The 17,632-nt window shown below is 66.4% G+C and carries 17 protein-coding genes; 7 read left to right on the top strand and 10 right to left on the bottom strand.

Translation table 11 applies throughout. The annotated features are described in order from the left end of the window. Positions 1-13 precede the first annotated feature (13 nt). Both cysQ and nudE read right to left on the bottom strand, forming a co-directional pair. Positions 14-832, bottom strand: a complete 819-nt coding sequence (gene cysQ, locus PVE35_RS01650) for a 3'(2'),5'-bisphosphate nucleotidase CysQ (RefSeq protein WP_268179632.1) — start codon at positions 830-832, stop codon at positions 14-16. Further along, a complete protein-coding gene (gene nudE, locus PVE35_RS01645) occupies positions 829-1,395 on the bottom strand; it encodes an ADP compounds hydrolase NudE (protein ID WP_268179634.1) in 567 nt (188 codons plus the stop codon). Before nudE ends, cysQ begins: the two co-directional genes overlap by 4 nt. Positions 1,396-1,520: 125 nt before the next feature. On the opposite strand from nudE, the gene yrfG reads away from it, so the two are divergent. Then, positions 1,521-2,177, top strand: coding sequence for a GMP/IMP nucleotidase (gene yrfG, locus PVE35_RS01640; RefSeq protein ID WP_277373576.1), 657 nt, complete (start codon positions 1,521-1,523; stop codon positions 2,175-2,177). A gap of 8 nt (positions 2,178-2,185) precedes the next feature. Here the strand turns inward: yrfG and PVE35_RS01635 are convergent, their stop codons facing one another. Further along, positions 2,186-3,226, bottom strand: a complete 1,041-nt coding sequence (locus PVE35_RS01635; RefSeq protein WP_268179637.1) for a zinc-dependent alcohol dehydrogenase family protein — start codon at positions 3,224-3,226, stop codon at positions 2,186-2,188. A gap of 136 nt (positions 3,227-3,362) precedes the next feature. On the opposite strand from PVE35_RS01635, the gene PVE35_RS01630 reads away from it, so the two are divergent. From PVE35_RS01630 to PVE35_RS01610, 5 genes are all read left to right on the top strand, one after another. Continuing rightward, entirely contained in the window at positions 3,363-3,842 is a 480-nt protein-coding gene (locus PVE35_RS01630; protein WP_268179639.1) for an Lrp/AsnC family transcriptional regulator, read from the top strand. 76 nt (positions 3,843-3,918) lie between these two features. Further along, positions 3,919-4,815, top strand: a complete 897-nt coding sequence (locus PVE35_RS01625) for a LysR family transcriptional regulator (protein ID WP_268179641.1) — start codon at positions 3,919-3,921, stop codon at positions 4,813-4,815. Positions 4,816-4,910: 95 nt separating this feature from the next. Then, entirely contained in the window at positions 4,911-5,726 is an 816-nt protein-coding gene (gene fdhD, locus PVE35_RS01620) for a formate dehydrogenase accessory sulfurtransferase FdhD (protein ID WP_268179643.1), read from the top strand. After that, positions 5,723-8,053 (top strand): FdhF/YdeP family oxidoreductase, encoded by a 2,331-nt coding sequence (locus PVE35_RS01615; protein ID WP_277373575.1) that lies wholly within the window; start codon positions 5,723-5,725, stop codon positions 8,051-8,053. Before fdhD ends, PVE35_RS01615 begins: the two co-directional genes overlap by 4 nt. A 77-nt stretch (positions 8,054-8,130) precedes the next feature. Further along, the gene (locus tag PVE35_RS01610) at positions 8,131-8,568 is read left to right on the top strand and encodes a hypothetical protein (protein WP_277373574.1); all 438 of its coding nucleotides are present in this window, start codon (positions 8,131-8,133) and stop codon (positions 8,566-8,568) included. Here the strand turns inward: PVE35_RS01610 and PVE35_RS01605 are convergent. The 6 genes from PVE35_RS01605 to PVE35_RS01580 form a co-directional block, all read right to left on the bottom strand. Continuing rightward, positions 8,562-9,332 (bottom strand): DUF4824 family protein, encoded by a 771-nt coding sequence (locus PVE35_RS01605; RefSeq protein ID WP_277373573.1) that lies wholly within the window; start codon positions 9,330-9,332, stop codon positions 8,562-8,564. The two genes, PVE35_RS01610 and PVE35_RS01605, sit on opposite strands and share 7 nt — an antisense overlap. Beyond that, positions 9,329-10,393 (bottom strand): DUF2157 domain-containing protein, encoded by a 1,065-nt coding sequence (locus tag PVE35_RS01600; protein ID WP_277373572.1) that lies wholly within the window; start codon positions 10,391-10,393, stop codon positions 9,329-9,331. The genes PVE35_RS01605 and PVE35_RS01600 overlap by 4 nt, the downstream gene beginning before the upstream one ends. 106 nt (positions 10,394-10,499) lie before the next feature. After that, positions 10,500-10,934 carry a thioesterase family protein gene (locus PVE35_RS01595; protein ID WP_277373571.1) on the bottom strand — a complete coding sequence of 145 codons (435 nt, stop codon included), beginning with the start codon at positions 10,932-10,934 and terminating at the stop codon, positions 10,500-10,502. 97 nt (positions 10,935-11,031) lie between these two features. After that, on the bottom strand, positions 11,032-12,195 hold the full coding sequence (locus PVE35_RS01590) for an iron-containing alcohol dehydrogenase (protein ID WP_277373570.1): 1,164 nt from the start codon (positions 12,193-12,195) through the stop codon (positions 11,032-11,034). Positions 12,196-12,316: 121 nt separating this feature from the next. After that, positions 12,317-14,107 carry an acyl-CoA dehydrogenase C-terminal domain-containing protein gene (locus PVE35_RS01585; RefSeq protein WP_277373569.1) on the bottom strand — a complete coding sequence of 597 codons (1,791 nt, stop codon included), beginning with the start codon at positions 14,105-14,107 and terminating at the stop codon, positions 12,317-12,319. After that, a complete protein-coding gene (locus PVE35_RS01580; protein WP_277373568.1) occupies positions 14,104-15,345 on the bottom strand; it encodes a 3-hydroxyacyl-CoA dehydrogenase in 1,242 nt (413 codons plus the stop codon). Before PVE35_RS01580 ends, PVE35_RS01585 begins: the two co-directional genes overlap by 4 nt. 97 nt (positions 15,346-15,442) lie before the next feature. Here PVE35_RS01580 and PVE35_RS01575 point away from each other — a divergent pair, with 97 nt between their 5' ends. Next, a complete protein-coding gene (locus tag PVE35_RS01575) occupies positions 15,443-16,351 on the top strand; it encodes a LysR family transcriptional regulator (protein WP_277373567.1) in 909 nt (302 codons plus the stop codon). Here PVE35_RS01575 and PVE35_RS01570 read toward each other — a convergent pair. After that, on the bottom strand, positions 16,348-17,631 hold the full coding sequence (locus PVE35_RS01570; protein WP_277373566.1) for an MFS transporter: 1,284 nt from the start codon (positions 17,629-17,631) through the stop codon (positions 16,348-16,350). The two genes, PVE35_RS01575 and PVE35_RS01570, sit on opposite strands and share 4 nt — an antisense overlap. Position 17,632 lies beyond the last annotated feature (1 nt).

Here is a 17,632-nt window from a genome sequence, read left to right as displayed (position 1 = left end):
CGCACCCTACAGGTCACAGACTGCGCGCCAGCTCGATCAGCTCGCCACGCCACTCGGCAGCAGCAGGCAAGGCCAGAAACGAGGAGTTGAGGAAGGATTCGCGCGCCTCGTAGGTCAAGGGTGCGCCGGCCAGATCCAGGACCTCGCCACCCGCACCTTCCAGCACCCCCTGCGCCGCTGCGGTGTCCCATTGTGAGGTGGGCGCCAGGCGCGGGTAACAGTCGGCATTGCCTTCGGCCAGCAGGCAGAACTTCAGCGAGCTGCCGATATTTGCCAGTGCCGGCTCACCAAAACGGGCGGCCAAACCGGCGAGCAAGGTTTCTTGGGCGGCACTGGAGTGACGCTTGCTGGCCACCAGGGTAAAGCCCTGCGCAGGTGCCAGGCGCACGCGAATCGGTTGTTCATCACCCGACACATCGCTGCGCCAGGCACCCAAACCGGCGCCGCCGTAATAGCAGCGCCCGCTGGCGGGAATACCAACCACGCCGAAGACCACGCGGCCACGCTCGATCAAGGCGACATTGACGGTGAACTCTTCGGAACCGGCAATGAATTCCTTGGTGCCATCGAGCGGATCGACCAGCCACCAGCGCGTCCAGGCAGCGCGCTCGGCCAGCGGGATATCGGCGGCCTCTTCCGACAGCACCGGCACCTCCGGCGCCAGCGCCTGCAGGCCATCGAGAAGAATATGGTGCGCGGCCAGATCGGCGGCGGTCACTGGCGAGGCATCGGCCTTCTCCGTTACCGCAACGTCGCTACGCCAATAAGGCAAAGTCGCCGCGCCGGCTTCACGCACCAGCTCGATCACCTGGGGAATATAGGGATGGCTCACGGGCGGAACTCCCCGCGCTGGGTCAGCAGGTCACGCACCAAGTACAGCGCGGCCAGTGCCCGGCCTTCGCTGAACTGCTCATGCTGGGCCAGGCTGGACAGCTCACGCAGGCTGATGCGATCGACCCGCATCGGCTCGGGCTCATCACCCGGCAGACGCTCCTCGTACAGATCACGCGCCAGCACCACCTTGATCTTCTGGCTCATGTAGCCGGGCGACAAGCTCAGCTCGGTGATGTACTCCAGCTCGTGAGCGCCAAAACCAGCCTCTTCCTTGAGCTCGCGGTTGGCCGCTACCAGCACGTCCTCGCCCGGCTCGATCAGCCCCTTGGGCAGCGAGAGCTGGTAGTCGTCGGTACCGCCGCAGTATTCCTCGACCAGCACCGCATGCTCGGCATCGAGCATGGCCACCACCATCACCGCGCCGTAGCCCGGCCCCTTGCCGACCAGTCGCTCGTAGGTGCGCTCGGCGCCATTGGAAAAACGCAACTGCACCTCCTCGACACGGAACAGGCGACTGCTGGCGACGATCTCGCGAGCGAGAACCGTGGGTTTTTGACGCATGGGGCGACTCCTTGGCGAAACCTGGTCGGTTATCATACAGCGGCTTTGACGATTATCCCCGGCGCAGATTGCGCGTTCGCGACGCTGGCCGGCAGATTCACGACCTCTACTCATCAGGCGCGCCCATGCCCCATCTGCCCTGGCACCAGATCGACACCGTCCTGCTGGACATGGACGGCACCCTGCTCGACCTGCACTTCGACAATCACTTCTGGCTCACGCACCTGCCCCAGCGTTACGCCGAGCACCATGGCATCAGCCTGGCGCTGGCCGAGGCCGAGCTGCTGCCGCTGTTTCGTGAACATGCCGGCACGCTGAACTGGTACTGCACGGACTTCTGGAGTCGCGAGCTGAACCTTTCGATCCGCGAACTCAAGCGCGAGGTGGCCCACCTGATCGCCCCGCGCCCGGATGCCGTGGCGTTTCTGCGCGCCCTGCGCGAAGCCGGCAAGCGGGTGGTGCTGATCACCAACGCGCACCGCGACTCGCTGTCGCTGAAGCTGGAGCGGGTGGAACTGGCGCCCTGGTTCGAGCGCCTGATCAGCTCCCACGACTACGGTTTCCCCAAGGAAGATCAGCAGTTCTGGTTCGCCCTGCGCCAGGACGTCGGCTTCGACCCGGCGCGCAGCCTGTTCATCGACGACAGCCTGCCGATCCTGCGCAGCGCCGGTCGCTTCGGCGTCGCCCATCTGCTCGCCGTGCGCCAGCCGGACAGCCAGGCCGGGCCGAAGGACACCGAGGAGTTCGCGGCGGTGGAGGATTACCGCGCACTGCTGCCCTGAGCAGCCTGCTAGAACTCGGTGACCACGGTGACCCCGGCCACACTCGAACGCTCCATGGCCATCAGCGCCGCCACCGACTGTTCCAGGCTGATGGTCTGGCCGATCAGCCTTTCCGGTGCCAGCTTGCCGGAGCGCATCATTGCCAGCATGGCGTCGTAACGATGCGCCTGCATGCCATGGCTGCCGATGATCTCCAGCTCGTGAGCGATGACCCTGTCCATCGGCACGCTCGGATTGGCGTGATCGGCCAGCATCAGGCCGACCTGAATATGCTTGCCGCGCTTGCGCAGGCTCCTGATCGAGTTGACGCAGGTAAGCGGATGGCCCAGGGCGTCCAGCGAAACATGCGCGCCGCCACCGGACAGCTCGGCGACAGCAGCGGCGACGTCGTCGCAGCGGCTGGCATCGAGGGTGGCCACCGCCCCCAGCGAGCGGGCCAGGGCCAGCTTGTCCTCGGCGATGTCGATGGCCACCACATTGGCGCCGATGGCATTGGCGATCATCACCGCCGACAGCCCGACGCCACCACAACCATGCACCGCCACCCATTGCCCGGCGCTTACCCGGCCCTGATCGACCACGGCACGGAACGAGGTAACGAAGCGACAGCCCAGGCTGGCCGCCGTGGCGAAGTCGAGCGATTCAGGCAAGGGCACCAGGTTGAGATCGGCATGCTGAATGCCGACGTACTCGGCGAACGAGCCCCAGTGGGTAAACCCCGGCTGGAACTGATGATCGCATACCTGATGATTGCCGCTATGGCATTGCCCGCAATGGCCGCAGCCGCTGACGAAGGGCACCGTCACCCGGTCGCCCACCTTGAAGCGGCGCACGTCACGGCCAACCGCTGCCACGATTCCGGCGAATTCATGCCCCGGAACATGCGGCAACTGGATATCGGGGTCGTGCCCCATCCAGCCATGCCAGTCGCTGCGACACACGCCCGTGGCCATGACCTTGATCACCACACCATCGGCCACCGGTGTCGGGTCGGCCACCGTCATCACCCTGGGAGGAGCGGAAAAACGCTCGTAAACCACCGCTTTCATGTTGCTGAGCCTCGCGTTGCGTCGATGGCTCCATGCTAGAGCGAGAGCCAGAAATTACCTTTCCATTTGCGCCCGGCCATCTGCCAGAATGGCAAGAATCTTTCAGCATTGACATCAAACAGAGCAGACTCTCGCCATGATCATCTTGGACAGGGTGGATATCGGCATTCTCGAACGCTTGCAGCGCGATGGCCGCCTGAGCAACGCCAGGCTCGCCACGGCGCTCTCGATCAGCGAGACCCCTTGCTGGCGACGCCTCAGGCGCCTGGAAGAAGAAGGCGTCATCGAGGGCTACCAGGCCAATCTCAATCGCCGCAAGCTGGGCCTGGGCGTCATGGCCTTCGTCCAGCTCACCTGCACCGAGCATGACGAAGCCACCACCCGTGCCTTCGAGGCCATCATCGCCACTTCGGCCAATGTCCTGGCCTGTCACAACACAACGGGCGAAGCCGACTTCCTCCTGCAGGTGGTGGCCAGGGACCTGGACGACTACAGCCTGTTCGTCGAGCAGGTGCTGAGAAAGCTCCCGGGTGTCTCGGCCATTCGCTCCAACCTCTCGCTGCGCGAACTGAAATCATCCAGCCGCCTGCCGCTTTCCTATGGCGGGCTCGACTGAGCCAGCAGCATGCTTGCCACCGAGCTGTAATCGGTTACCACTCGCCCACTAGAATCCGGGCAGACCAGGAGTGCCCATGGATATCAAGCAACTGAAATTTCTCGTCGCCCTCGACGAAACCCGCCACTTCGGCCAGGCCGCGGCGCGTTGCCACGTGACCCAACCGACCCTGTCCATGCGCCTGCGCCAACTGGAAGAAGAGCTGGGCCTGGAGCTGGTACGGCGTGGCCAGCGCTTCGAGGGTTTCAGTGCCGAGGGCGAGCGTATCCTCGCCTGGGCCCGCAGCCTGCTCGCTGCCGAGGATGGCCTGTACGCCGAGGCCGCCGCCTGCCGTGGGCACCTGGTGGGCACCCTGCGCCTGGGCGTGGTACCACTGGCCAGCTTCGACCCGATGCACCTGGTCAGCCTGTTCGCCGAGCAGCATCCCAGCCTGAACTTCCAGTTGCACGCCCTGAGCAGCGAACGGATCATCGAGGGCCTGGGGCGCAACCAGCTCGATCTAGGCCTGTCCTACCTCGACCGTCTGGATCGCCAACACTTCGCCTGCCTGGAACTGGCCGAAGCGCGCATGGGGCTGCTGTTCTCACCCCAGCACTTCCCCTTCGCCAGCAACAGCCTGCGCTGGGACGAGCTGGCAGCCGTGCCACTGGGCCTGCTTTCCAGCGGCATGCACTTTCGCCAGTCCATCGATCACAGCTTCCGTGCGCGCGGGCTGAGCCCCCGAGTGCGCCTGCAAACCGACGCCGTGCATCAGTTGACCCGTGCTGTCAGTGCCGGCTTGTGCTGCAGCATCATGCCACTACAGACCGGCGACTGGCCGGCCGCTCCGCACCTGCGCCTGCTGCCCATCGAAGACGCGCACACCCTTGCCCCCATGGGCCTGATCCGGCGTCGTGGCGCTCCCGATTCGCCGCTGGCGCAGGCCTGCTTCGAGGCCGCGGAACAGTGGCTGGCGCGTCATTCGGCAGATTGATAGACCCTGTCGATCAAGATATCGAATCATACGATTAGACGACCGCCGAGCAACGGCTTAGGCTAGCTGAGTCAAATTGTCTCAGGGAGTCAACGATGCCCCAGCGCAAAGCCTCCCCAGCCGCTTCCAGCGCCTACAGCTACGCCGAACTGGGCTCTCGCCAGGCCCATCAGGCCGCACTGGCCGAAGAATGCGCCCTGGCCATCAGCTACAACGATCTGAACCAGGCGGTGATGATGGTTTCGCCCCATCACCTGGAAGATTTTGCAATAGGTTTCAGCCTCGGCAATGGCTTGATCAGCTCTATCGATGATATCTATGACATCAGCATCCGCGGCCTCGCCGAGAGCCGCGAGGCGCGTCTGGAAGTCAGCAGCCGCTGCTTCTGGGCGATCAAGCAACAGCGCCGGCAAATGGCCGGCAGCAGCGGTTGCGGCCTGTGCGGTGTGGATGCTCTGGAACAGGCACTGCCTAAGCTGCAGGCACTGCCCGGAGCGCCGCTGCCCCCTCTGGCGCACCTGCAGGGCCTGCGTGAACGCATTGGCGAACAGCAGCAACTGGCCCGCAACAGCGGCGCCCTGCATGCCGCCCTGTTCATCGATGGGCAAGGCGAGATCCGCCTGTGCCGCGAGGACATCGGCCGCCACAACGCCCTGGACAAACTGATCGGCGCCCTGGCCCGCCAGCGTATCGACACTGCCACCGGCTTCGCCCTGGTCACCAGCCGCTGCAGTCTGGAGCTGCTGCACAAGGCCGTGCGCGCCGGCCTCGGCACTCTCGTCAGCCTGTCGGCGCCCACCGCCCTGACCGTCGAGTGGGCACGCCGCCATCGCCTCAACCTGATCCATCTTCCCCATCACAGTACGCCACGGGTCTACAGCCCGGCGCCCGTTCCTGAAGAATCCGCATGAGCCTGCAACCCGTCGACCCGCGTTACAAACCCTACAGCGGCCCCGCCGCCGGCTGGGGTGCGCTGAAGAGCGTCACCCGCTTCTGGCTGGACAGCAAGCAGCCGTTCAAGAACCTGCGCGCCCTGCTCAAGACCAACCAGAATGGCGGCTTCGACTGCCCCGGCTGCGCCTGGGGCGATTCGCCCGAGGACGGCCGCATCAAGTTCTGCGAGAACGGCGCCAAGGCGGTCAACTGGGAAGCCACCAAGCGCCGCGTGGACGCCAGCTTCTTCGCCCGTTACACGGTCAGCCAACTGCGCGAGCAGAGCGACTACTGGCTCGAATACCAGGGTCGTCTGACGCACCCGATGCGCTACGACGCCAGCACCGACCGCTACGTGCAGACCTCCTGGGACGAGGCCTTCGCCCTGATCGCCGAGCACCTCAAGGCGCTGCCGAGCCCGGATCAGGCCGAGTTCTACACCTCCGGTCGCGCCAGCAACGAGGCGGCGTACCTCTATCAGTTGTTCGTCCGCGCCTACGGCAGCAACAACTTCCCCGACTGCTCGAACATGTGCCACGAGGCCAGTGGCGTGGCGCTGATCGAAAGCATCGGAGTCGGCAAGGGCACCGTCACCTTCGCCGACTTCGAGCATGCCGACGCCATCTTCGTGTTCGGCCAGAACCCCGGCACCAATCACCCGCGCATGCTCGAACCGCTGCGCGAGGCGGTCAAGCGCGGCGCCCAGGTGGTCTGCTTCAACCCGCTCAAGGAGCGCGGTCTGGAACGTTTCCAGCACCCGCAGCATGCCCTGGAGATGCTCACCAACGGCTCCGAACCGCTCAACACCGCGTTCTTCCGCCCGGCCCTGGGCGGCGATATGGCCGCCGTGCGCGGCATCGCCAAGTTCCTCCTGCAATGGGAACGCGAGGCGCAAGCCAAGGGCGAGCCGCCCGTGTTCGACCACGCCTTCATCGCCGAACACACCGATGGCCTGCAGGCCTATCTGGAGACGGTGGACGCCACCGACTGGCAGCATATCGAGCAGCAATCCGGGCTGCCTCTGGCCGAGATCGAGCAGGCCGCGCGCATGTACCGCCGCGCCGAGCGGGTGATCATCTGCTGGGCCATGGGCCTGACCCAGCATCACCATTCGGTGCCGACCATCCAGGAAATCGTCAATCTGCAATTGCTGCGCGGCCAGATCGGCCGCCCCGGTGCCGGCCTGTGCCCGGTGCGCGGCCACAGCAACGTGCAGGGTGACCGCACCATGGGCATCAACGAACGCCCGCCGGCAGCATTGCTCGATGCCCTGGAAAAGCGCTTCGGCTTCAGCGTGCCACGCCACGACGGCCACAACACGGTGGAGGCGATCAACGCCATGCTCACGGGCCAGGCCAAGGTGTTCATCGGCCTCGGCGGCAACTTCGCCCAGGCCACCCCGGACAGCCCGCGCACCCATCAGGCCCTGATGAACTGCGCGTTGACCGTGCAGATCAGCACCAAGCTCAACCGCAGCCACCTCACCGTCGGTCGCGACGCGCTGATCCTGCCCTGCCTGGGGCGTACCGACATCGACCGCCAGGCCGGCGGCCCGCAAGCGGTGACGGTGGAAGACTCGTTCAGCATGATCCACGCCTCCTACGGCCAACTGGAGCCGCTGGCCGGCAGCGACATGCGCTCGGAGCCGGCCATCATCGCCGGTATCGCCAAGGCCACCCTGGGCGACCACCCGGTAGCCTGGGACGCGCTGATCGCCAACTACGAGCGCATCCGCGAGCTGATCGCCGACACCATCCCCGGTTTTCAGGACTTCAACCGCCGCGTCGCCAACCCTGGCGGTTTCTACCTCGGCAATTCGGCCAGTGCGCGAACCTGGCAGACCAGCAGCGGGCACGCCCGGTTCATGGCTCATGCGCTGCCGCAGAGCCTGATCCACTCGCGCATCCGTGACAGCGGCCAGCAACCGGACCTGATCCTGCAGACCCTGCGTTCGCACGACCAGTACAACACCACCATCTATGGCCTCGACGACCGCTACCGGGGCGTGCGCGGCCAGCGCAACGTGGTCTTCGCCAACGCGGCCGATATCCGCCGCCTGGGCCTGACCCCGGGGCAGAAGGTGGACATGCTGTCGCTGTGGGACGATGGCATCGAGCGCAAGGTGGAAGGTTTTACCCTACTGGCCTTTGACATCCCCGCCGGCCAGGCTGCGGCCTACTACCCGGAAACCAACCCGCTGGTACCGCTGGACAGCTATGGCGTCGGCAGCCACACCCCGACCAGCAAGTTCGTCGCCATACGCGTCCTGCCGGCGCAGAACAGCACGCTGCTGGCGGCGAGCTGACGGGAGGCGTGGAACCTCGCTCGGGGCCAGCAGGTCAATGGCATGACGCCGAAACACGGCTCCCTGACGAGGTTTTCATGAAGTCACTGCAACTCTTCTTCCTTTCCCTGGGCATAGGTAGTGGCGGCTACGCTTTCGCCGACAATACCGAGGCCGGTCTGGGCGGCGCATTGGGTGGTGTGGTCGGCGCGATGGTTGGCCAGCAGGTCGGCGGCAATACTGGCGCGGCGGTGGGTGCGGGCCTGGGCGGCGCAGCCGGCAGCATGGTCGGTGCGGATCGCCGCAGCCGCACCGAAGCAGCCATTGGCGGCGGCCTGGGCGCGGCGGGCGGCAACGTGCTCGGCCAGCAGGTCGGTGGCAATACCGGCGGCCTGGTCGGAGCCGCCGTCGGTGGCGGCGCCGGCGGGGCGCTGGGCAACCACATGGGCAACGCCAGCTACGACGATGATCGGCGCGGCAAGCACCGCCACCACCACCACGGCAAGAAACACAAGAAGCACTGGCGCCGTCACTGACGGATGCCGAGCACCCAGGGTTCATGGCGGCGTCCGAAGGCGACTTCGACCTGCGCCTTGAACCCTGATCGCTCGTAACTGCGCGGCCAGCCCCGGGCCAGTTCGCGATAGGCGTAGGGAAGGCTCAGGCGGTCGTTCGCAAGATCGATGATCGCGCCGTAACCGGCCTCCCCGGCCTGGCGATAAGGTTCCATATGCCCGGCCAGCACGACCTGGCGCTGCCGATCGGGCCAGCGCTTTCGCAGTACCTCGGCATCGGGCCCCGCATCCACCAGTACCAGGCGGCTGGCCTGCTGCTGCTCGTGCAACAGACGTCGGCGGCGCTCGTCACGCTCGCGCTGCAGCACCTGGCTCTCGGGTCTGCTGCGCAACTCCATTTCGGCGGCCTGCAAGGCCTGGCGCGCCTGCTCGATCTGGCGCTGGTAGGCCGGCCCATCCAGTTCGAGCACCAGCCAGACTTCGCGCTGCGCTTGCCGCATCAGGGCATCTCCGTCCGAGCCGTGCGCAAACCCCAGCTCGCGCAACTTGGCTTCGTCCAGCCAGGGCAATTGCCCTCCATGGCCGGGGCGTTGCCAACTGAGCTGCAGGCGCAATACCTCCTCGCCCTCGCCAGGCAGCCAGCCACTCTGGACGCGCTGCAATTCGCGCTCACTGAGCAGCAGCCGCGCCTCGGGCTCACCGCTCCGGTTGTACCAGACGCCACCCAGGGCGAGTGCATTGCTCAGCAGCACCACCCCCAGGCCCAGCCACAGCGCACGCTTCATGGCGCACCGCCTGGCGCGCTACGCCGCCAACGTTGCAGCACCACCAGAAGCAGCAAGGCGATCAGCCCGAGCAGGAGGAAGAACAGGTAGTGCGGCAGCAACAGCCACCACCAGTCGAACAGCTTGGCGAAGAGCATGATCAAGGCGAAGACCAGACCGGTATTGACCACCTCGCCCCAGCCGCGACGGATGCCGAGCCACATCGTCGATCCCGCGAGAACGAAGCCGAGCACCTGGTAGAAGGCCTCGATCCAGTTCGATGGCCAATCGAGGTAGCTGCCGCGCCCCCAATAGGACAGCACCAGCACCGGGCCGAGCAGGTAGAGCAGCCCCATCACCCGATAGCAGGCGGCGAACCCCGGATAACGCCGCTGCTCGAGCCACTGCGGCACGAGCAGCAGCACCACCAACGGCATGAACAGTTCCGGCCGCTCGCCCAGCGTCCACCAGTGCCAGCCTGCCCAGTCGCCGATGCGCGCGGCGACGAACAGACCGATGCACAGCAGCGCCACCACCAGCAGCAGGCGTTGCTGGCACGGGTAGGCCAGCAGCAGGGCCAGCGCCGCCCAGGGCAGCAGGGCCTTGTCCGAAAGCGTGATATTGAAGATCTGCCCGAGCATCGACAAGTTCAGCACGAAACAGACGAACGCCAGCACCGCAGCCAGCCTGGCGTAGTAGCCCGAGCTGTCACGCGCCTGCAGCCAGAAGCACAGCAACAGGCTACCCAGGGCACTGCCGAGCAGGATGGCGACTTGCGCGAAAGCGTCGAACAGCCCCCAGAACTGGTAGAACAGGAAGAACAGCCCGGCCGCCAGCGCCAGCGAGCCGAACAGCGAGGCCAGGCGCATGCCCAGCGACAACTGCCGCGCGCGGGCATCGGCATCGATATCCAGCGCCTCGCGATAGTGCGCCAGCAAGCCTTGATGGTGGCTGGCGACGGCCTGCGCCTGCGCCTCGCTCAGTTGCAGCACCTGCTCCCGGCGCAGCTCGGCCAGCTCCTCGCGAAAGGCGGTGATACGGGCGGCGCGCTGCTGCGCCTGCTCACGCTGGAGTTCGGACATGGGCACTCCCCGGCGGTTGACAGCCCACAGCCTAGCAGGCCAGGCCCGAAGGTGCGCACGGCGCGGGGTATGTGGCTCTGGGTAGGATGCGCCATGCGCACCGCTCTCATTCCCTCAGCAATGCCGCCAACGCCGAGCGCAGCGGCTCGGGAATGGTCACCGGGCGGTTGCTCGCGCGCTCGACGAAGACGTGCACGAAGCGCCCGGCGGCACAGGCCTGTTCCTCGCCAGCTTTGAAGATCGCCAACTCGTACTGCACCGAACTGTTGCCCAGCTTGCCGACGCGCAGCCCGACTTCGATGGCATCGGGGAAGGCGATGGAGGCGAAGTAGTCGCAGGCCGAGCTGACCACGAAGCCCACCACCTCGCCGTCGTGGATATCCAGACCGCCTTCGGCGATCAGGTAGGCATTCACCGCGCTGTCGAAGTAGCTGTAATAGGTGACGTTGTTGACGTGGCCGTAGAGGTCGTTGTCGTGCCAGCGCGTGGTGATCAGCTGGAAGTGGCGGTAGTCGCCACGCAAGTGTTGGGGTTGGCTCATCGAGAGTCCTTTGGATGGTGTGGTGCGCGCGGCGCACCCTACGACGAAATAGCGCCGACACGTAGGGTGCGCCGCGCGCACCAGCGGCAATGTCGCTTCAATAGGCCGCCTGATAAATGGCCAGTGCCTGCTGCTCGTTCATTTCGCGCGGATTGTTCACCAGCAGGCGCTGCTGCAGCATGGCGTCCGCCGCCAGCGTGGGCAACATCGCCTCGCTCACCCCGGCATCGCGCAGGCGGGTCGGCAGGCCGCTGCGCTGGCTGAAAGCGGCCAGTGCCTCGATCAGTTGCTCGGTCTGCGCCGCCGCGCTGCCCGCACGCAGACGCTCGCCCAGTACCAGCGGCGCCAGCTCGGCGTACAGCGGTGCGGCCACCGGCGCGTTGAAGGCCAGCACCTGCGGCAGCACCAGAGCATTGGACAGGCCATGAGGAATGTGGAAATGCCCGCCCAAGGGGTAGGCCAGCGCATGCACCGCCGCCACCGGCGCGTTGGCGAAGGCCTGCCCGGCCAGGCAGGCGCCGAGCAGCATGGCCTGGCGCGCCTCGCGGTTGCCGCCGTTGTGCACCACTTCGTCGAGGTTAGCCGCCAGCAGGCGCAGCGCTTCACGCGCCAGCAGATCGGAAAGCGGGTTCTTCTTCAACGCACTGGTGTAGGCCTCGATGGCATGCACCATGGCGTCGATGCCGGTGGCCGCAGTGACCGCCGCTGGCAGGCCGAGGGTCAGGTCGGCGTCGAGCAGGGCCAGATCGGGCAGCAGCAGCGGCGACACCACACCCATCTTGGTGGTTTCGCCGGTGGTGACGATGGCGATGGGCGTCACCTCGGAGCCGGTACCGGCGGTGGTCGGCACCTGGATCAGCGGCAGGCGCCGGCCACGGGCATTGCCGACGCCATAGATATCACCCAACGCCTGAGCACAGTCGGGATGCGCCAGCAGCGCCACCAGCTTGGCCACGTCCATCGAGCTGCCGCCACCGAAGCCGACCACCAGCTCCGCCCGCATCTCCCGGGCCTGTGCCACGGCCGTCAGCACCACGGCCTCGGGCGGGTCGGCCAGCACCTGGTCAAACACCTGCACGGCCATGCCAGCGCGGGTGAAGCCCGGCAACAGTGGTTCAAGCAGGCCCAGCCGGGTGATGCCGGGGTCGGTGACGATCAGCACGCGCTGGGCGCCGCGCTCGCGGCAAAGTTCGGCCAGGCGCAGGCTGGCGCCGGATTCGCAAAGCATCTGCGCGGTGGTGGCGAAGCTGAAGGGATGCATGGGATTGCTCCTCTTGTTGTAGCCCGGATGCAATCCGGGGTTGATCGTGCAATCGGTGGCGGATGGTGCGCACAGCGCACCCTACTTCTGTAGGGTGCGCCGCGCGCACCAATCACCCACGTTAGAAGGCGAAGCTGTCCTCGGCCATGGCCATCAGACACCCCGCTCCACCCAACAGCGCCTCGCGGTGCGCGCTGGCGCGCGGCAGCATGCGGCGCAGGTAGAACTCGGCGCTGTGCAGCTTGGCCTGGTAAAAGTCCGCCTCGCCGCTGCCCGCGTCCAGCACATCCTGCGCCCGCGCCGCAGCCTGCAGCCAGAAGCCGGCCAGCAGCACATAGGCAGAGTACTGGAGAAAATCCACCGAAATGGCACCGATCTCCTGCGGATCGCGCTGGCAGGCGGCAATCACGTCACTGCTCAGTTCACGCCATTCGCCCAGGCGGGCCTGCACGACGCTCGCCATTTCCTTCAGCGCCGGGCGCGAGGCCTGGACATCGCACAGTGCGCTGAACTCGCCCTGCAAGGCACTCAATTCGGCGCCACCATCAGCCAGCAATTTGCGGCGGATATAGTCCAGTGCCTGGATGCCATTGGTGCCTTCATAGAGCTGGGTGATGCGGCTGTCGCGCATCAGTTGCTCCATGCCCCACTCACGAATGAAGCCGTGGCCGCCATAAACTTGCACAGCATGGCTGGCCACTTCCTGGCCCATGTCGGTGAAGAACGCCTTGACGATGGGAATCAGCAGCGCCGCGCGCTTGCCGGCCGCCTTGCGTGCCTCGGGCGAGTCGGCGCCGTGCTCCAGATCGAGCTGGCGCGCGGTATAAGCAGCCAGCATGCGGCAGCCCTCGACCAGGGTCTTCTGGGTTAACAGCATGCGCCGCACGTCGGGGTGAACGATGATCGGGTCGGCCGCCTTGTCCGGCGCCTGCACACCGGCCAGGCCACGGGACTGCAGGCGTTCACGGGCGTAGCGCAGCGCACCCTGGAAGGCCGCCTCGCCTATGCCCAAACCCTGCAAGCCGACCTGAAAGCGCGCATCGTTCATCATGGTGAACATGCAGGCCAGGCCCTGGTTGGCCTCGCCCACCAGCCACCCGATGGCACCGTCGAAGTTCATCACGCAGGTGGAGGCGCCCTTGATGCCCATCTTGTGTTCGATGGCGCCGCAACTCAGAGCGTTGCGCTCACCCGGTGTGCCCTCGGCAGTGGGCAGGAACTTGGGCACCAGCAGCAGGCTGATGCCCTTCACCCCGGCCGGGGCATCCGGCAGGCGCGCCAGCACCAGGTGAATGATGTTTTCCGACAGATCCTGCTCGCCGCCGCTGATGAAGATCTTGTTGCCGGTGACCCGGTAGCTGCCATCGGCCTGCGGCTCGGCGCGGGTGCGCAGCAGGGCCAGGTCGGTGCCGGCCTGTGGCTCGGTCAGGCACATGGTGCCGATCCACTGGCCGCTGACCAGCTTGTCCAGATACTGCTGTTTCAGCGTTTCGCTGCCGTGCTTGTGCAGCGCCAGCACGGCGCTCTCGGTCAGCCCGGAATAGATGCGAAAGGACAGCGACGCGCCCATCAGCATCTCATGGAAGGCAAAGGCCACCAGTTGCGGGAAGCCCTGGCCACCATACTCCTGCGGCCCGGTCATGCTCGCCCAGCCGTTGTCCACGTACTGCTGGTAGGCCTCGCGAAAGCCACGGGGCGTGGTCACGGCGCCCTCGTTCAACTGGCAGCCCTCTTCGTCGCTGTTGCGATTGAGCGGGGCTATCTCGCCAGCGGCGAATGCCGCCGCTTCTTCCAGCACGCCGTCGATCAGCTCGCGATCCAGGCCGTTGCCCAGGCGCTGGCAGTGCTCCGCTGCATCGAAGAGTTCATGCAGCACGAAGCGCATATCGCGCAATGGCGCCTGATAGCTCATACCCGGCCCTCCTGTACGTCAGCGAAGCCTTTGTTGTCGCCGGCCAGGCGCTCGATCAGCGCCGCCGGCTGCCAGTGTGCGCCGAAACGCTCGCTCAGGTGCAACAGGCGCTGACGGATGGCCGCGACGCCCTCGCCGTCGGCCCAGGCCATCGGCCCGCCGCGCTCGGCAGGGAAGCCGTAGCCGTTGAGATAGACCAGGTCGATGTCGTGGCTGTTGCTGGCGATCTTCTCCTCGAGAATCTTCGCCCCCTCGTTGACCAGCGCCAGCAGGCAGCGCTCGAGGATTTCCTCGTTGCCGATAGCGCGGCGGCTGAAACCCAGGCGCTCGGACTCGGCCTGCACCAGCGCGTCCACCTCGGGGTCGTGCTCGGCCTGGCGACTGCCCGGCGCGTACAGGTAATAGCCCTTGCCGCTCTTCTGACCGAAGCGGCCCAGCTCGCACAGGCGGTTGTCCACCTGCACCGCCGGGTCGTCCTGGCCCTGGCCGGCCAGCTCACGGGCACGCCACTCCAGATCGATGCCGACCACGTCGTACATGCGGAACGGCCCCATGGCGAAGCCGAAGCCCTGCAAGGCAGCGTCCACCTGATGCGGCCAGGCGCCTTCGAGCAGCAGCATGCGCGCCTCGCGCACGTAGGTGTGCAGCATGCGATTGCCGATGAAACCGTGGCAGTTGCCGGCCACCACCGCCACCTTGCCCATGCGCGCGCCCAGTTCCTGAGCGGCCTCGAGCACGGCCAGCGCAGTCCTGGCACCGCGCACGATTTCCAGCAGTTTCATGATGTGCGCCGGGCTGAAGAAGTGCAGACCCAGCACGAATTCCGGCCGCGAGGTGACGGCGGCGATGGCGTCGATATCCAGCGCCGAGGTATTGCTGGCGAGGATGGCGCCGGGCTTCATCACCGCGTCCAGCTCACGGAAGATGCTTTGCTTGAGTTCGAGGTTCTCGTACACCGCCTCGATCACCAGGTCGGCCTCGGCCAGCGCCGCGTAGCCGTCCACGGCCTCGACGCGCGCGCGCCGCGCTGCGGCCTCGGCCGAGTCGATACGGCCCTTGGCGACGTTGTGCGCCCAGGTTTGCTCGGCCATCTCCAGGCCGGCCTCGACCATCTGTGGGTTGTTGTCCAGCCACAGCACGCGCAGGCCGGCATTGGCCAGGCTGATGACGATACCGCGGCCCATGGTGCCGGCGCCGATCACGGCGGCACAGCGAAGCGGCGAGACGATGTTGTTCATTGTTGTTCCTCTCGAAAGGCGCCCAGAAGCTTGGGTCACCATAAGCAAGCGGCTACTATTTTTGAAATTTAGTCTTGTGATACGACGTATTCAGTAGATGAATTTCGCCAATTTCGACCTCAACCTGCTGCGCGTGCTCGATGCCCTGCTGCGCGAACAGAACGTGTCCCGCGCCGCCGAACGTCTGGCTCTGAGCCAGCCGGCGGTGAGCAACGCGCTGAATCGCCTGCGCGAGCTGCTCGGTGACCCGTTGCTGGTGCGCGTCGGCCGGCGCATGCAGCCCACGCCACGGGCGCTGGCGCTGGAAGCGCCGATCCGCAGCGCCCTGCGTCAACTGGAACAGAGCCTGAAGGCCGGCGAGACCTTCGAGCCGGGCGAGAGCCGCCAACGCTTCCGCATCGCCGTCACCGACTACGTCGAACTGGTGTGCATGCCGCGCCTGCTCGACCGCCTGAGCCGACGCGCACCGAACATCGGCATCGATATCCACCACCTCGGCCCCGGCCTGCCGCAGGAGGCACTGGACAAGGGCGAACTGGATCTGGTGCTGGGCCGCTTCGACGAGATACCCGCGCGCTTCGCCCGCCGCCACTGGATGAGCGAGACTCTCAGACTGGCGGCACGCAACGACCACCCGCTATTGCAGGGCCAACCGGATCTGGCCACCTTCCTGCGCCTGCGCCATCTCTGGGTGCACGGCGGGCAGACCCGCGGCATGGTCGACCAATGGCTGGGCGAGCAGGGCCTGGCGCGGCAGATTCTCTACACCACGCCGAACTACCTGCAGGCGGCGCACATCGTCGCCGGCAGCGAGCTGACCGCCGTGCTGCCCACCGCTCTGGCCCGGCATTTCGCCACGCTGCTGCCGCTGCGCCTGTACGACCTGCCGTTCTTCCTCAAGCCCTTTCACCTGGAGGTGATCAGCCTGGCGCAACGCCAGCGCGACGCTGCCTTGCACTGGCTGATCGAGGAAATCGTCGCACTGGCCGCACCAGGCGCATCCTAAACGCGGGTCTGCCTATCCGCGCGCCCTCCCAGGTACCAGCCCAGCGCCCCCCACAGGGCGGCGCACAACGCACCGACCATGGCCACCAGCCAGGCGCCATGGCCGAGCATGTCCAGCCCGGCCTTGGCCCAGCCGCTGAGGGCGTCGCCGCCGCGATAGACCACCGTGTCGATGAAGTTCTTCGCCTTGTACTTGCTCTCGGCATCCAGCGGCGCGAAGAGCATCTCCCGCCCTGGCCGCACGAAGGCGTACTCGCCGATGCGCCGCACGATCATCAGGCCCGCCAGCATGGCGAAGGTCGGCGCCAGCGCCAGGCCGATGAAGCCCAGGCAGACCAGCGCCGGCACGGCGGACAGCAGCACGCGCACGCCGAGCCTCTGCGCCACCCGGCCGGTGATCAACACCTGCGTCACCAGAGCCCCTGCCTGCACGATGAAGTCGATGATGCCGAAGATCCGCACCTGAACCGCGCGCTGCGGGAACAGCTCGGCAACCAGGCGCGCCTGCTCGAAGTAGAGAAAGGTACTGACCGAGGTGAGCAGCAGGATGAACGCAGCGATACCCAGCAGGTAGCGCGAGCCCAGCATGCGCGTGAAGCCGCTGAAAGGGTTGCCCGGCACCGGCCTGCACGGGTTTTCGCTGGGCGGGGCCCCCGGCCGGCCGGCACCTGCCTGTTCACGCCAGCGCATAAGGTAGCGCTTGAGCGCGACGGCCAGGCCCAGGAGCACGGCGGCCAGCAGCATCAGCCCCGACTCGCCGAGGCTGCCGACCAGCACGCTGCTGAGCAGCGGCCCGCACAAGCCGCCGACACTGGCACCGGCGGCGATGAAGGCGAACAGGCGGCGCGCCTGGGCCCCGTCGAACACATCGGCCATCAGGCTCCAGGCCACGGAGACGACGAACAGGTTGTAGACCGAGATCCACACGTAGAACACCCGTGCCAGCCAGACGCTTTCATGGTCGAGGCGAAACAGCAGAACGAACGCCAGCAAGTTGAGGCAGAAGAAGCCGTACACCCAGTCGATGAAATGCAGGCGCGGGACGTTCGAGTTGAGCCAGGCCAGGAGCGGAACCGCCAGCAGCATGACCACGAAGGTGGCGCTGAACAGCCACTGCAGGTTGTTCACCCCGCCGGCAATGCCCATCGCCTCGCGGATGGGGCGCAGCATGAAATAGCCGGCGAACAGGCAGAAGAACAGGGCGAAAGCGGCCAGCACCGCGCCCAACTCCCCCTCTTCGGCATTGATCGCCCGCGCCAGGCGCCGGCCGAGCACCTGCATC

It is taken from the genome of Pseudomonas sp. AA-38 (assembly GCF_029457475.1).
Lineage (GTDB): Bacteria > Pseudomonadota > Gammaproteobacteria > Pseudomonadales > Pseudomonadaceae > Aquipseudomonas.
The sequence above is the reverse complement of the archived record's forward strand: the minus strand, read 5'-3'. Positions and strand labels throughout refer to the sequence as shown.